14 protein-coding genes are annotated in these 13,946 nt (G+C 64.5%); 3 read left to right on the forward strand and 11 right to left on the reverse strand.

Annotated elements, in window-relative coordinates:
• Positions 1-146: 146 nt before the first annotated feature.
• From QWY80_RS10760 to QWY80_RS10800, 9 genes are all read right to left on the reverse strand, one after another.
• Positions 147-1,361: a benzoate/H(+) symporter BenE family transporter gene (locus QWY80_RS10760; protein WP_290231251.1), complete on the reverse strand. Its 1,215-nt coding sequence runs from the start codon at positions 1,359-1,361 to the stop codon at positions 147-149.
• 80 nt (positions 1,362-1,441) lie between these two features.
• Positions 1,442-2,695 (reverse strand): benzoate/H(+) symporter BenE family transporter, encoded by a 1,254-nt coding sequence (locus QWY80_RS10765; RefSeq protein ID WP_290231253.1) that lies wholly within the window; start codon positions 2,693-2,695, stop codon positions 1,442-1,444.
• Between the two features lie 61 nt (positions 2,696-2,756).
• Positions 2,757-3,557 carry a benzoate diol dehydrogenase BenD gene (gene benD, locus QWY80_RS10770; RefSeq protein WP_290231255.1) on the reverse strand — a complete coding sequence of 267 codons (801 nt, stop codon included), beginning with the start codon at positions 3,555-3,557 and terminating at the stop codon, positions 2,757-2,759.
• Positions 3,554-4,582: a benzoate 1,2-dioxygenase electron transfer component BenC gene (benC, locus tag QWY80_RS10775; RefSeq protein WP_290231257.1), complete on the reverse strand. Its 1,029-nt coding sequence runs from the start codon at positions 4,580-4,582 to the stop codon at positions 3,554-3,556. Before benC ends, benD begins: the two co-directional genes overlap by 4 nt.
• Positions 4,583-4,605: 23 nt before the next feature.
• Positions 4,606-5,097, reverse strand: coding sequence for a benzoate 1,2-dioxygenase small subunit (benB, locus tag QWY80_RS10780; protein WP_290231258.1), 492 nt, complete (start codon positions 5,095-5,097; stop codon positions 4,606-4,608).
• A gap of 16 nt (positions 5,098-5,113) precedes the next feature.
• Positions 5,114-6,481 (reverse strand): Rieske 2Fe-2S domain-containing protein, encoded by a 1,368-nt coding sequence (locus tag QWY80_RS10785; RefSeq protein ID WP_290231260.1) that lies wholly within the window; start codon positions 6,479-6,481, stop codon positions 5,114-5,116.
• A gap of 75 nt (positions 6,482-6,556) precedes the next feature.
• Positions 6,557-7,531 (reverse strand): catechol 1,2-dioxygenase, encoded by a 975-nt coding sequence (catA, locus tag QWY80_RS10790; RefSeq protein ID WP_290231262.1) that lies wholly within the window; start codon positions 7,529-7,531, stop codon positions 6,557-6,559.
• 66 nt (positions 7,532-7,597) lie between these two features.
• Positions 7,598-7,888 (reverse strand): muconolactone Delta-isomerase, encoded by a 291-nt coding sequence (catC, locus tag QWY80_RS10795; protein ID WP_290231263.1) that lies wholly within the window; start codon positions 7,886-7,888, stop codon positions 7,598-7,600.
• Between the two features lie 32 nt (positions 7,889-7,920).
• The gene (locus QWY80_RS10800; RefSeq protein WP_290231265.1) at positions 7,921-9,039 is read right to left on the reverse strand and encodes a muconate cycloisomerase family protein; all 1,119 of its coding nucleotides are present in this window, start codon (positions 9,037-9,039) and stop codon (positions 7,921-7,923) included.
• Positions 9,040-9,142: 103 nt separating this feature from the next.
• On the opposite strand from QWY80_RS10800, the gene QWY80_RS10805 reads away from it, so the two are divergent.
• From QWY80_RS10805 to QWY80_RS10815, 3 genes are all read left to right on the forward strand, one after another.
• Positions 9,143-10,045, forward strand: a complete 903-nt coding sequence (locus QWY80_RS10805; protein WP_290231267.1) for a LysR family transcriptional regulator — start codon at positions 9,143-9,145, stop codon at positions 10,043-10,045.
• Between the two features lie 334 nt (positions 10,046-10,379).
• Positions 10,380-10,793: a hypothetical protein gene (locus tag QWY80_RS10810; protein WP_290231268.1), complete on the forward strand. Its 414-nt coding sequence runs from the start codon at positions 10,380-10,382 to the stop codon at positions 10,791-10,793.
• 12 nt (positions 10,794-10,805) lie between these two features.
• Complete coding sequence (locus tag QWY80_RS10815) at positions 10,806-11,123, forward strand: hypothetical protein (protein ID WP_290231271.1); 318 nt, start codon at positions 10,806-10,808, stop codon at positions 11,121-11,123.
• Between the two features lie 199 nt (positions 11,124-11,322).
• Here QWY80_RS10815 and QWY80_RS10820 read toward each other — a convergent pair whose 3' ends face one another.
• Positions 11,323-12,171 (reverse strand): 3-hydroxyacyl-CoA dehydrogenase NAD-binding domain-containing protein, encoded by an 849-nt coding sequence (locus QWY80_RS10820; protein WP_290231273.1) that lies wholly within the window; start codon positions 12,169-12,171, stop codon positions 11,323-11,325.
• Positions 12,172-12,483: 312 nt separating this feature from the next.
• The gene (locus QWY80_RS10825) at positions 12,484-13,479 is read right to left on the reverse strand and encodes a porin (RefSeq protein ID WP_290231275.1); all 996 of its coding nucleotides are present in this window, start codon (positions 13,477-13,479) and stop codon (positions 12,484-12,486) included.
• Positions 13,480-13,946 lie beyond the last annotated feature (467 nt).

A 13,946-nucleotide genomic window follows, 5' to 3' on the forward strand; every position in this document is an offset into this window, starting at 1 on the left:
GGGAATGATCCTCCCGAGGGTCGTTCAAGGGGCCTATCGATAAGCCTAGTCAGCGTCGCCGACGATTGGGAGGCCGCCGTTATGACTGTTGCTGTCCGGCCACCACCCGGGAGGGCCCGCTGCGGCCATGGGGGCCCTCCCCGGCATCACGACCTGGCATTCGCCGAGGAGGCCTCACGGCGTCCCGGCAGGGCAAAGGGGCGGTGCAGCAGTTGATAGGCCAGCGCGCCGACCACCACGCCCCAGAAGGCCGACCCCAGCCCCAGTAAGTTGATGCCCGAGGCGGTGGCGATGAAGGTGATCACCGAGGCCTCCAGGTGTTCCTTGTGGTCGGTGGCGGCGCTGAGATTGCCGGTGATGGCGCCGATCAGCGCCAGGCCGGCGAGCACGGCGACGAACTCGCCGGGCAGCGAGGTGAACAGCGCCACGATGGTGCCGGCGAAGCAGGCTCCTACCAGGTAGAAGAGGCCGTTGGCCACCCCGGCCACGTAGCGCCTGTCCGGATCCTCGTGGGCCTCCCGGCCGGTGCAGAGGGCGGCGGTGATGGCCGCCACCACGGTGGTGATGCCGCCGAAGCAGGCGGTGGCCAGGGAGGTCAGGCTGGCGGCGGTAATGATGGGCCTGGCCGGGGTGTCGTAGCCCGAGGTGCGCAGGATCGCCATGCCCGGCAGGAACTGGCCGGTGAGGCTGACCAGCACCAGCGGGATGGCCAGGCTCAGGGTGGCGTGCCAGCTCCACTCCGGGCGAATGAACTGCGGCGCGGCGAGCTGCACGGAAACCCCATCCAGGCTGGCACCCTCCAGCACCACCGCCAGCACGACCCCGACGACCAACAGCAGGACCAGGCTGTAGCGCGGCGTCAGACGCTTGAAGGTCAGGTAGGCGACGAGCATGCCGATGGCCAGCGCCGGCACCGTTTCCAGCGCCGCGAATACCCCCACCCCGAACTGGAAGAGGATGCCGGCCATCATGGCGCTGGCGATGCCCGGCGGTATCGCCCGGACGATGCGATCGAAGGTGCCGGTGACGCCGATGAGGAAGAGGATGACCGCCGCGGTGAGGTAGGCGCCGATGGCCTCGTTCAGCGAAAGCCCGGGGAAGAGGGTGACCAGCAGCGCCGTGCCGGGCGCCGACCAGGCGGTGACCACCGGCACCCTCAGCCACAGGCTGAGCCCGATCCCCGAGACTGCGGCGCCCAGGGAGATCGCCCAGACCCAGGAGGTCATCATGACGTTGGAGATCTCGGCACTCTGGGCCGCCTGGAAGAAGATGGCCAGCGGGCCGGAGTAGGAGACCAGCACCGCCACGAAGCCGGCGGTGATCGCGGGTAGCGAGGCGTCCTTGAATAGCGACATGGTCATGGCCTGTGTCGGGGAGTGGCAAGATGAAAAAGGGCCCGGGCCGAGCCAGCCGCGGGCCAAGGAGGATATGGGGTAGCCGATCAGCGGGCCGTAACGTCGGCTTTGCGACGCCCGGGCGACGCGACGCTGAACTCGAAGTCCTTGAACTCGACGAGCATCGAGATCGCGACGCCCAGCACCAGCGCCCAGAAGGAGGCGCCGATGCCGAAGATCTCCACACCCGAGACGGCGATCAGGAAGGAGAACATCGCGCCCACCTCATGCTTGCCGGAAAAGGTGATGTGCATCGCGGAGCCGATCACCCGCAACAGCGCCAGCCCGGCGATGATGGCGATGAAGTAGCTCGGCATGGCCTCGATCAGGCTGAACACGAAGCCATAGAAGGGCGCCGCCACGACGAAGATGATGCCGACGATGACCGCGGCGACCCAGCGCTTGTCATGGCTGCCGGCTTCCGGCCCCGAGCAGATGCCGGTCATCGGCGCGGCGATGCAGGTGCTGTGCAGGTTGAAGAAGGCCGAGAGCATGGTCCCGATGCCACCCAGCGCGGTGATGGCGTTGGCGGGCGCCTCCTGGTAGCCCATCCCCTTGACCAGCCCCACCCCGGCGGGGGTCTCCATGCCCACCAGGATCAGCGCCAGGGGCAGGCCATAGGCCAGGAAGGCCTCGAGCGTGAAACTCGGCATGATGAATTCGGGAAGCCGGAACGAGAACGCCACGCTGGAGAAGTCGGCGCCGGAGATCGCCATATAGCCCACCCCCACCAGCAGGGTGACCACCAGCGGCGGCACCCGGCGCAGGTAGCGCGCGGCGAAGAAGAAGGAGAGGATCATCACCGCCGCCGGCAGCAGGGCGTTCTGCAGCGGCATCACCATGTTGGTGCCGAACTTGAGCAGCACGCCTGCCACCATGCCCATGACGATGGGCATCGGCATCAGCCGCATGACCAGGCTCATCCAGCCCGCCAGGCCAACGACCAGCGCTATGGCCCCGGCGATCAGCGTCGCGCCCAGGGCCTCGTTGAGCCCCACGATGGGAATGATCGCGGCGAACAGCAGCGCGCCGGGGATGGAGTTGGCCATCGGCAGGGGCAGGCGATAGTAGGCCGGGAGGAAGAGCCCGAACAGGCCGTTGATCAACAGGTAGCTGATGACCCACAGCAGGGTGAATTCCTGGGGGAGGCCGGCGGCGGTGCCGGCGCCGATATGGATGATGCCGGCGCTGAGGCCGAAGATGCCGGCGACCAGGCCGGCGCTCAGGTTGTCGGCGTTGAGGTCACGAAGGAAGTCACGGGGCGCCGACGCGAGGCCGACGCCTTTCTCGAGATGTTTCATGCTGTGCTCCAGGGGATTTGTTGTCGTTGCTGTCGAGAAGGCACGGGGTTGTTGACTGGGGCTAGCCCAGATCGCCGCCGGCCACCGGCAATACACTGCCGGTGATGTAGCTGGCCTCACTGGAGGCCAGGAACAGGATCGGCGCGACCATCTCGTCCAGGGTGCCGTAGCGGCCCATCAGGCAGCTCTCCCTGGTCTGGTCGATATGCGCCTGGAACCAGGCCTGCTCCTGCTCGTTGCGGGGTTCCGGCGTGCCCCGGGAGATGCGCCGCGGCGGCGCCTCGGTACCCCCGGGCGCCGTGGCCACCACGCGGATGCCGTGCTCGGCGACCTCGAAGGCCAGCGATGCGGTCATGGCGTTGACGCCGCCCTTGGCCGCCGAGTAGGGAATCCGGTGGATGCCGCGGGTCGCCGCCGACGAGACATTGACGATGACGCCACTGCCCTGCTCCACCATGCTCGGCAGCGCGGCCCGGCTGCACCACAGCGTCGGCATCAGCGAACGGGTGATCTCGGCCGAGATTTCGGCGTCGCTGAACTCGGTGAACGGCTTGAAGTTGATCGCCCCGCCCACGTTGTTGATCAGGATGTCGAGCCGACCGAAATGCTCGACGGTGCGTGTCATCACGTCCGCGGCGCCTTCCCAGGTCTCCAGGTCGGCCTGCAGTGCGATGGCCTCCACGCCCTGCTCGCGCAGCCCCGCCACCACCTCGTGAATGACGTCGGCGCGGTCCACCAGGGCCAGGCGGGCGCCTTCGGCGGCGGCGCGCTCGGCGACGCGCCGGCCGATGCCCTGGGCGGCGCCGGTGATGACCATGACCCGATCCTGGAAACGCGGGCCGTCGAAGCGTTGTGCGTTCATGCGGCCTCCCCGGGTATCTGGTTGGGGGTGAACTTCTCGTAGTGGAAGCTCTGCGGCACGATGCCCTCGGCATCGAAGTGCTTGAGCACGGCGTCGACCATGGGCGGTGGCCCGCACAGGTAGACATCGATATCGCCGTCGTGCATCACCTCGGCATCCATGTGATGGGTGACGTAGCCCTTGCGCGGATGGTCGCTCGCCTCGTCCACCACCACGGTGCTGTAGGTGAAGCTGGGCAGCGCCTCGGCGAAGCCGTCCAGGGCATCGGTCTTGACCAGGTGGTCGTCCTTGTTGACCCCGTAGATCAGGTGGATCGGCGCGTCGCAGCCCTTCTGGACCAGCTGCTCGAGCATGGAGAGGAAGGGCGCCAGCCCGGTACCGCCGGCCAGCATCAGCACCGGACGGGTGATCTCGCGCAGGTAGAAGCTGCCCATCGGGCCGGTCAGGGCCAGGCGGTCGCCCACGGCGGCGCGCTCGGTCAGGTAGCCGCTCATCACCCCGCCCGGGATATTGCGGATCAGGAAGCTGGCCCGCTGCTCCCCCGGCAGCGAGCTGAAGGAGTAGGAGCGGTGCTCTTCGCTGCCCGGCACGTCGATATGGATGTACTGGCCGGGCAGGAAGGCCAGGCCCTCCTCCTCGTCCAGGTCGACCACCAGCTCGATGCTGTCCTCGGAGAGTGGCTCGACCATGGCCACGGTGCCCTCGACCCTGCCCACCGCGGTCTTGCACAGGGTCGAGGCCACCGGCACCTGGATGACGCAGTCGGAAGACGGCACCATCTGGCATGTCAGCACCTGGCCCTCGGCGGCCTCCTCGTCGGAGAGCGCCTCGTCGATGTATTCGTCGCCCAGGTCGAAGTCGCCCTGCTCGCAGTGGCCCTTGCAGGTACCGCAAACGCCGTCGGAGCAGTCCATCGGCAGGTTGACCTTCTGCCGGTAGGCGGCATCGAGGACGGTCTCACCGTCCTTGCAGCCGATGAAGCGGGTCACCCCGTCTTCGAAGTTGAGGGCAATGGTATAGCTCATGGTCGAATCTCCTCCCCCACCGGTCAGATGTGATAGACGTCGATGACCTGGTGGATGTAATCGTTGTTCAGCACCACCTTCTTGCGCGTGATCAGCGGCGTCTCCCCCGACACGTCCAGGGTGTAGAAGGAGGTCCCGAAGAACTGGTTGGTCTGCTGGTAGCGGTGGCTCAGGGTGTGCCAGTTGAAGCGCAGCTCCACCGCGTCGCCCTCCTGCCCGAGCACCTCCAGATTGCTGATCAGGTGGGTGGTGCGCGGTTCGGGGATACTGGTCGCCCCGGACCGCTCGGTCTTGATCCGGTAGACCCGGTCCTCGAGCCCCTCGCGGTTGGGGTAGTAGATCAGCGAGATCTCGCTCTGCGGATCCTCGGTCAGCCGGTCGTCGTCGTCCCAGGCCGGCATCCAGAACTCCGCGTCCTTGCGGTAGCAGGTCAGCCACTCGTCCCACTGGCGGTCGTCGAGCAGGCGTGCCTCGCGATGCACGAAGGCCTGGATCGCTTCGAATGTGATGCTCATGGTGTGCTCCTCCCCTTTACGCGGACTCGGTGGCGATGAACTGGCTGCGCTCTTTCTCGATGGCGCGCAGCATCTCCTCGACCCAGTGCTTGTGGTGCAGCACGTAGAGGCCTTCATCCTCGGGAGAGGCCCCGCTGAGCAGCGGCTTCATGTCGATCGCCTGGGCGTTGTCGTCGGCACCCTCGATCCACTGCTTGGCGCCACGGCTGAGGTCGTTCCATTCGGCGTCCAGGCCCTGATAGCCGTTCTGGCAGGCACGGAATTCCTCCAGGTCATCCGGCGTGCCCATGCCCGAGACGTTGAAGAAGTCCTCGTACTGGCGGATGCGCAGCGCGCGGTTCTCGGCCGACTCGCCCTTGGGCGCGAAGCAGTAGATGGTCACTTCGCTCTTGTCCACGGACAGCGGGCGGATCACCCGGATCTGGGTGGAGAACTGGTCCATCAGGTAGACGTTGGGGTACAGGCAGAGGTTACGGGTCTGGTTGACGATGGAGTCGGCCCGTGCCTCGCCGAACTGCTCCTCGATCCAGCCCTTCTGGGTATAGACCGGGCGCACCTCGGGGTTGAGCAGCCGCGTCCACAGCATCATGTGGCCGTGATCGAAGGAGTAGAAACCGCCCTGGCTCTTCGACCAGCCGTCGGCGTCCACCGCCTGGGTGCCGCCGGCGTCGTAGTTGCGACGATCCATGGTCGAGGCGTAGTTCCAGTGCACCGTGCTGACGTGGTAGCCGTCCGCGCCGTTCTCGGCGCCCAGCTTCCAGTTGCCGTTGAAGGTGTAGGAGGAGGTGCCACGCAGGATCTCCAGGCCCTCCGGCGCCTGGTCGACGATATTGTCGATCACCTTGCGGGTTTCCCCGAGATAATCATCGAGGGGCTTCACGTCGTCGCTCAGGCTGCCGAACAGGAAACCCTTGTAGTTCTCGAAGCGCGGCAGGCGCTTGAGGTCGTGGGAGCCGTCCTGCTTGAAGCCCTCCGGGTAGGCGCCGGTCTTCTCGTTCTTGGCCTTGAGCAGGCGGCCGTCGTTCTTGAAGGTCCAGCCGTGGAAGGGACAGGTGAAGGTGCCCTTGTTGCCGCGCTTCTTGCGGCACAGGGTGGCGCCGCGGTGGGCACAGGCATTGATCAGGGCGTGCAGTTCGCCGGCCTTGTCGCGGGTGATGATCACCGGCTGGCGGCCCAGGGTCACCGTCATGTAGTCGCCGGGCTCACTGATCTGGCTCTCATGGGCCAGGAACAGCCAGTTGCCCTCGAAGACGTGTTTCATCTCGAGTTCGAAGAACTCGGGGTCGGTGAAGATGCTGCGGTGGCAGCGGAAGATGCCGGCCTCGGCGTCGTCGACGACGGCACCGCGCACGCGCTTCTCGAGTTGATCGAGTTTATGGGGCATGATCGGGATCCTCGCTATCTTGTCGTTTCTCGCCGGGCGGGCCCGCTGGCCCGCCGGTCGCTGATCGGGGATGGCTCAGACCTTGGCGGCACCGGCCAGTCGGCTGGCCTGGTCCTGCTCGTCTTCCTTGGCACGCGGGCGCTTGTGGCGCACCTGCAGCTCGGGGGCCTCGGTCCTGGCCAGCTCGATGTCGAACACCACCTCGGAGAAGGGGCCGTCCAGCTCGCGCCTGGCGATCTCGGCCCGATCCTCGATGCGGTGCGCCGGGACCACCAGCTCCTCGCGGGTGGCGAAGGCGAAGTCGTCCCAGGTGTAGGCGTCGCCGGCCAGGTTGATCTGGGTGGTCAGGTGCTGATGGCCCGGTGCGGAGATGAAGTAGTGGATGTGCGCCGGACGCTCGCCGTGACGGCCCAGGGCCTTGAGCACCTGGTCGGTCGGCGCACCTTCCGGGACGCCGTAGCCGGAGGGGATGATGCTGCGCGCGGTGTAGCGCCCCTCGCCGTCGGTGACGATGGTGCGGCGCAGGTTGTACTCGCTCTGGGTCGGGTCGAAGAAGGAGTAGCCACCCTTGGAGTCGGCGTGCCAGATCTCGACCTTGGCCCCGGCGATGGGACTGCCGTCGACGTCGCGCACCTGGCCGGTCAGCCACATGGTCTCGCCGTCCTGGTCCCGGCCGTCATCCATGCGCGCGAAGCCCTCGGCCTCCGGGGCGCCGGCCACGTACAGCGGGCCCTCGATGGTGCGCGGCGTACCGCCGGTGCGCCTGGCCTCGGCGTCGATGGCGTCCTGGCGCATGTCCAGGTAGTGGTCGAAGCCGAGCCCCGGCGACAGCAGGCCGAACTGGGTCTCGCCCCCCAGGGCGTTGAGCAGGCTGACGGCGGCCCAGTACTCCTCGGGGGTGACGTCGAAGTCGTCGATCAGGCGGTAGAGGTCGGAGAGCAGGCGGTGCATGATCTGCTTGGTACGCTCGTCGCCACCCGCCTGGTCGAAGCCGGCGACGCTCTTGAGGAAGTCCTGGACTTCCGGGGTGTCGAAAATCTTCACGGTCATGGTCGTATCCTCGATCTTTGTCTCGTTATCTCCCGCAAGCGGGAACTGGCGTGCTTCATCCGTGACTCAGGCATCGTCCTCGCGGATCGAGGACGGATGGCGACACAGCGGCTTGACGCCGATCTCCATGTAGGGGAAGAGCGGCAGGTTGCTGACGATCTCCTGCAGCTCGGCGTTGTTCTCCACATCGAAGATGCTGACGTTGGCGTAGCTGCCGGCGACCCGCCACAGGTGGCGCCACTTGCCGGCGCGCTGCAGCTCCTGGGCATAGGCCTTCTCCTTCGCCTTGATCTGGGCGGCCTGCTCGGCCGGCATCTCCGGCGGCAACTTCACGGTCATTTCCACCTGAAACAGCATGGGTCTCTCCTCTTCAGTCTCTGCGCGGCCGCTTACCGGCGTGCGTAGTGGGCCAGCTTGTCTTCATCCAGGGTGATGCCGAGCCCCGGGCCCGTCGGCAGCGCGACACCGAAGTCACGGTAGTCGAGCGGCTCGGCGACGATGTCGTCCTCGAGCAGCAGCGGGCCGAACATCTCGGTGCCCCAGGCCATCTCGGGCAGGGTCGCCCAGGCATGCAGCGAGGCGGCGGTGCCGATGGTGCCCTCCAGCAGGGTGCCGCCGTAGAGGCCGATGCCGGCCGCCTGGGCCAGGTGGGCCAGCTCCAGCGCCCCGTAGAGCCCGCCGGACTTGGCGATCTTCAGGGCGAAGGCGCCGCTGAAGCCGTCACACACCAGGTCGAGGCCGTCGCGGGCGTCCTGCACCGCCTCGTCGGCGAGCATCGGCACCGCGAAGCGGTTGGCCAGGCGAACCAGGCCGGCGTGCTCGCGGGCGGGGATCGCCTGTTCGATCAGCTCGATGCCGGCCTCCTGGAGGGCGGCGATGCCGCGCACGGCGGTGGCCTCGTCCCAGGCCTGGTTGACGTCGACGCGCACGCCGGCGCGGTCGCCCAGAGCCTCCTTGATGGCGGCCACGTGGCGCACGTCGCGCTCCAGTGGATTGGCGCCGATCTTCAACTTGAAGTCGCCGTGACGCCGCTGCTCCAGGCGCTGGTAGGCCTCGTCGATGTCCTTGGCGGTGTCGCCGCTGGCCAGGGTCCAGAGCACCGGCAGATGCGCCTGGCGGGCGCCGCCCAGCAGCTCGGCCACGGAGAGGCCCAGGCGCTTGCCCCGGGCGTCCAGCAGTGCCGTCTCCAGCGCCGACTTAGCGATGGCGTTGCCACGCGCATGGCGGGCCATCCGCGCCCGCAGGGCATTGAGGTTGTCGGCCGGCTGGCCCACCAGCAGCGGGGCCAGGTAAGTATCGATATTGCGCTTGATGCTCTCCGGACTCTCCGGCGCATAGGCCAGGCCGCCGATGGTGGTGCCCTCGCCCAGGCCCTCGATGCCGTCGCTGTCGCGCATCCGCACGATGACCATGGTTTGGCAGGCCATGGTGGCCATGGAGAGCTGGTGGGGGCGGATGGTCGGCAGGTCGACCAGCAGGGTCTCGATGGACTCGATGACGGTGGACATGAAGGCTCCCGGGCTACGAACTGAAGAATTGCCTGGCAGTTTGATTGCGCCACGGGGCGGGAACCAATATGGTTTGAGTCTCCAGCCATACCCTGGAGGTATCATGGAGCTGCGTCATTTCCGCTATTTCTGTGTGGCGGCCGAGGAGTTGAACATGACCCGTGCGGCCGCCCGCCTGCATATGGCACAGCCGCCTTTAACCAGACAGATCAACCAATTAGAGGAGGAGATCGGGGCACGCCTGTTCGAACGAGGCCCCCGCGGGCTGACCCTGACGCCGGCGGGCCAGCTCTTTCATGAGCATACCCTGCAGATACTGGAGAAGGTCGACACCACGGTGGCCGCCACCCGGCGGATCGCCCGCAGCGGCCGCCAGCTGTTCGGCATCGGCTTCGTGCCCTCGGTGTTCTACGGGCAGCTGCCGCTGCTGGTCCGCGGCTTGCGACAAAAGGATGATGTCGAACTGACGCTGGTCGAGCTGACCACGGTGCAGCAGATCCAGGCGCTCAAGGCCGGCCGCATCGATATCGGCTTCGGGCGGCTGCAGATCGACGATCCGGAGGTGGAGCAGGAGGTGCTGTTCGACGAGCCGATGATGGCGGCGCTGCCCAAGGGCCATCCCCTGGAGGGCACGACCCCGACCATGGCGCAGCTCGCCGAGTATCCGCTGATCCTCTTCCCCGCCACGCCACGGCCGAGCATGGCGGATACCGTGCTGGGCATGTTTCGCCGCCGCGGGCTCCGGGTGCAGGTCGCCCAGGAGGCCAACGAGATGCAGACCGCCCTGGGCCTGGTGGCCTCGGACCTGGGCATCACCCTGGTGCCCGAGCAGGTGAAACGCCTGCAGCGCGACGGCATCGCCTACGTCTACCTGGCGGAGAAGCACATCACCATCCCGATCCTGTGCAGTCGGCGCCGGGGCGAGGCGCCCTCGCCGATCATGCAGGCGGCCAATGCCATCCTCGAGGTGCTGGTGGAGAATCGCCGCAGCGGGCGCTATCCCTGAACTGAATGAGAGGCCTCCACCTCGGCCGTCGAAAATGTCTGGACAGCCGCATACAAAAGGTCCCAGACAGACTTTCCACGGCCGGTGGCAGCCCTCATCGCCACCATGGCTCCTTCCCCACAAGCGACTGATAAACAAAAACTTTATTAGCCAGACAGAAGCAGAACTCGCCATTGGGACTACAGACAGCCCGATGACACTTTGTTACGCTAAGCTTCATTAGAGCACTTAATGCAAAAGTGCCAGAAAGCCGCAGGGACGCGCGCGACTGGATGCCAGGGCCGCGTCCCCCCAAACCGAATGAAGGACCGCGTGCAGTACGCCGGGGGAAGGAATGGGCCAGCACCAGCAGCTTGCACCGGGCATGCGCCTGGAAATCCGCGATGCCGAATGGCGCCTCACTCGCCTGGACCATTCAAGCGACGGCGGCTACCTGCTCGGCTGTAGCGGACTCTCCGAGCTGGTGCGCGGTCGCGAGGCCCAGTTTCTCAGCCGGCTCGAGGACGATATCCGCATCCTCCACCCGGCCACCACCGAGCTGATCGACGGCCTCTCCCAGGAACGCACTGAGTATGGCATCGCCCTCGGCTGGGAAGAGGGCAAGGATCTACAGGAAGGCGTCGTCCGCAAGACCTACCTCGATGACACCCTCCCCGACGGACCATGGGAAACCATCATCGAATACCACGCCCCCCTTCACCCACCCCGACCGGGAAAAGGACTACGAGGAAGCGTGGATATTTTTTGAGCAGGTCTCCTCATGACGGATATCGCCACTTCCTTCTTTACGACACTGGCCGCACTCGCCCTTGGAGCCTACTTGTCTGTAGGCTTCTTTCCTCTGCATGCGAAACGCAGAGAGTGGAAATGGCAAAAGGAAATATGGGCAAGGGAATACTTCTTCGAAAGAATATCCAGAATCGCCTTTCTTTCTGACCATTTCGTGAGAGGCGAGCTATCAGATGAGTATTCGATGGCAGGAACCCAAGCAGGCGATATAGAAAAAGAAATAACGCAATGCGCCAAAGAAATGGGGGTAGGGAAAATGCGTCCGGAAACCGGAAAGTTGCTCAAATAACAGTCAACCCCGGGCGCTGCCGACTCTCACCGGCACCAGGCCAGGCTAAAAAGCGATAACGCCTCGCCCAGTGCAATTTCCGGGTTAGCGAGGCAAGATGCCTAAGCGGTAAATAGCCCGGATTACAACGTCTTTGTACCCTATAACCCAGCAGGCGCGGTATAGCTATTAGTTATGCGCTTATCCCGATAGGGACCTATCATGCATAGGCATGGAACCCACAGCCGCTCTTGCGCCCCAAGTGGCCAGCCGCAACCAACCGCTTGAGCAACGGGCAGGGCCGGTATTTAGGATCGCCAAAGCCATCCTGCAGCACTTCCATGATTGCCAGGCAAACGTCCAGGCCGATAAGGTCGGCCAAGGCCAGCGGGCCCATGGGATGGGCGGTGCCCTGTTGCATGGCCCGATCGATGTCCTCGGCTTTGGCCGCTCCTTCCTGCAGCAGGAAGGCTGCCTCGTTAATCATTGGCACAAGCAGGCGGTTGACCGCGAACCCCGGCGAGTCGACGATCGCCACCGCAGTCTTGCCTAACTCCTCGGCCAGCGTCTCGATTTGGACCACAGTGGCATGCGCGGTTTGCTCGGCACGGATCACCTCCACCAATTTGAGTACCGGCACCGGGTTGAAGAAATGCATGCCCACCACCCGCTCGGGACGTTCGCTGACCGCGGCCAGCCGTGTCAGCGAAAGCGAGGAGGTATTGGAGGCGAGGATTGCCTCGGGAGCCAGCTTCGACATTTCGCGGAACAGCTGTTCCTTGAGTTCGGGCAACTCGGGCGCCGCCTCGATGATTACCTCGCAGTCGGCGAGCACCTCCAGCGAGGTAGTCGGAGTGAGTCTAGCCAGGGCGGCATCGCGCGCCTCGGTGGCCAGCTTTCCCTTGTCCACCAGCTTCGCCAGGCCCTTGGCGATTCCCGCCTTGGCTCGCTCCAGCGGTGCCTCGGCAACGTCATAGAAGCGCACCTCTCGCCCGACAGCCAGCACCACCTGGGCGATGCCTTGGCCCATGGTACCAGCGCCAACGACGCCGATGGCTTGCTTGCTCATCCGTTCGATCTCCCTCTAATTCAAATATGAGTTATCAAGTGTGGAGTTCCAAAGGTTGACAACATAAACATGAACCTTGGTGCCAGAATGATGATACACGGCTGCAGGATAGATTCAGGGGATTGAGTTCGACATTATTTGACGAGCTACAGCGATGGCCTGAGCCGTTTTCAATGGCGAATAAATACCGATGAGATCGTGGCGTCGGTAGACCAAACGGTATCAGCCCTTGATCGACCCACCGACGAGCCAGACAAATTATGCGAACTTGCTCCCCCATATTACTAGTCAAGTATTGACAAAGAGGCGGCTTCAGAAGCTGACGCTGATACCCGCCGCTAGGTTGTTGTCGGTGCGGTCGTAGTGCCCCGCCTCGAGGAAGGCGTAGACGTCCTGGTTGAAGTGGTGACGTACGATACCCACCACGGCACTGTTGTCGGCGTCGTTGGGCTTGTCGTTCTCGGAATAGCCGAGGGATGCCGACCAGGACTCGCTCAGGTTGGCCGAGACATTGACGCCCCAGGCGTCAAAGCTGCGATTCGTCGCCTCGGCATGGTCATCGTTGTGCTCGTAGACGCCGCCCAGCTGGATGACACCGAAGTCGTAGCCGAGGCCGAAGGAGGTGCGGTAGAGGTCATAGCCCTCCTCGACGGGGGTGTTGACCTGGGTGTGGCCGACCCCGACGTTCAGCGGCCCCTGCTCGTAGATTAGTCGCCCGGTCGCCACGTCCACCTCTTCGCCGTTGTGGGCATCAGGGGTCAAGACCGCGCCGATGAACTGGAAGCCGCCGAACCGGGGCGTGGCGTAGGAGAGCACGTCGCTGCCCTGCTCGGCCTGGCCGAAGATGGCGTTCTGCCCGGTCTGGCCATGCATCTGGTTGTATTCGAACTTGTTGACGTTTCGGTAAAGCTGGGCCCAGAAGCCGGACGGTGCCCGCGACCACAGGCCAATATTGCCATATTCGGTCAGCAGCAGGACCCTGGCCGTGCGGATGTAGATCTCGCCGTCGTCTTGGGCATGGGCGCCGGGCGTCCAAGTCTGGTCGTCTACAGAATTGATAGCATTAGCAAAATCACCGACCAGGTCGTAGCGGATCCGCAAGCCTTCGTTGACGGTATATACCCCACCCACACCGGCCTCGGCCTTAAAGGCCCAGAGATCAATGTCCCGGTCGTCGACGTTCAGCATGCCCCCCGTCAGGGTGCCGTAAAACTGCGGGCCGGTATGGTGTTCATCGGCCAGCACCTGACCGGTGAGGGCGAGGGCCAGAGCCAGGGGGGCGAGGGTCAGTCGTGTTGCGGTTGTCATTGTGAGCTCTCTTTATCTGTCTTATTAATATTGGTTTCTTCGAACGTGAGATGCCGTTCCCTTACCAATTATCGAGGAGGAATTTAGGTGAACCAGAGTGTTGACGCAGCCGTTAGAACGTGTCGACTCAGGCCAGACACGCGGAAACGGGTGCTAAAAATTCAGAAATCAATCTCTTGTCTTTGGTTACCTCATATTCCCGGTGTGTTTCAACGCCCTTAAATTGCATCGGGCCACACTGGCAGCGACGGTATCGGACAACGCGGGAGGCGATGCCGTGAGTTTGGAAGCGGCGGAAAGAGTTGCGAAAAAAGCTCGAACACTCACTCTATTTCTCCTTTTTTATCTATCTCGTAGCGTTTAGTGCCTGCCGAAAGACGGTTTCTGACACCCCTTTTACTCACTCGATTACAACATCATCCCATTAAACGGTCTAACGGTATTTGACGATAGGTTGTTCGCTTTTC

Origin of the sequence: Halomonas ramblicola (assembly GCF_030409215.1) — a bacterium.
Taxonomy (GTDB): domain Bacteria; phylum Pseudomonadota; class Gammaproteobacteria; order Pseudomonadales; family Halomonadaceae; genus Halomonas; species Halomonas ramblicola.

What these genes read in the sequence shown, in the direction of transcription:
- QWY80_RS10760 (WP_290231251.1), bottom strand. Translation starts at nt 1,361, where the DNA reads ATGACCATGTCGCTATTCAAGGACGCCTCGCTACCCGCGATCACCGCC.
- QWY80_RS10825 (WP_290231275.1), bottom strand. Translation starts at nt 13,479, where the DNA reads ATGACAACCGCAACACGACTGACCCTCGCCCCCCTGGCTCTGGCCCTC.
- QWY80_RS10810 (WP_290231268.1), top strand. Translation starts at nt 10,380, where the DNA reads ATGGGCCAGCACCAGCAGCTTGCACCGGGCATGCGCCTGGAAATCCGC.
- QWY80_RS10820 (WP_290231273.1), bottom strand. Translation starts at nt 12,171, where the DNA reads ATGAGCAAGCAAGCCATCGGCGTCGTTGGCGCTGGTACCATGGGCCAA.
- benC (WP_290231257.1), bottom strand. Translation starts at nt 4,582, where the DNA reads ATGAGCTATACCATTGCCCTCAACTTCGAAGACGGGGTGACCCGCTTC.
- QWY80_RS10785 (WP_290231260.1), bottom strand. Translation starts at nt 6,481, where the DNA reads ATGCCCCATAAACTCGATCAACTCGAGAAGCGCGTGCGCGGTGCCGTC.
- QWY80_RS10815 (WP_290231271.1), top strand. Translation starts at nt 10,806, where the DNA reads ATGACGGATATCGCCACTTCCTTCTTTACGACACTGGCCGCACTCGCC.
- benD (WP_290231255.1), bottom strand. Translation starts at nt 3,557, where the DNA reads ATGAACGCACAACGCTTCGACGGCCCGCGTTTCCAGGATCGGGTCATG.
- QWY80_RS10805 (WP_290231267.1), top strand. Translation starts at nt 9,143, where the DNA reads ATGGAGCTGCGTCATTTCCGCTATTTCTGTGTGGCGGCCGAGGAGTTG.
- QWY80_RS10800 (WP_290231265.1), bottom strand. Translation starts at nt 9,039, where the DNA reads ATGTCCACCGTCATCGAGTCCATCGAGACCCTGCTGGTCGACCTGCCG.
- catC (WP_290231263.1), bottom strand. Translation starts at nt 7,888, where the DNA reads ATGCTGTTTCAGGTGGAAATGACCGTGAAGTTGCCGCCGGAGATGCCG.
- QWY80_RS10765 (WP_290231253.1), bottom strand. Translation starts at nt 2,695, where the DNA reads ATGAAACATCTCGAGAAAGGCGTCGGCCTCGCGTCGGCGCCCCGTGAC.
- benB (WP_290231258.1), bottom strand. Translation starts at nt 5,097, where the DNA reads ATGAGCATCACATTCGAAGCGATCCAGGCCTTCGTGCATCGCGAGGCA.
- catA (WP_290231262.1), bottom strand. Translation starts at nt 7,531, where the DNA reads ATGACCGTGAAGATTTTCGACACCCCGGAAGTCCAGGACTTCCTCAAG.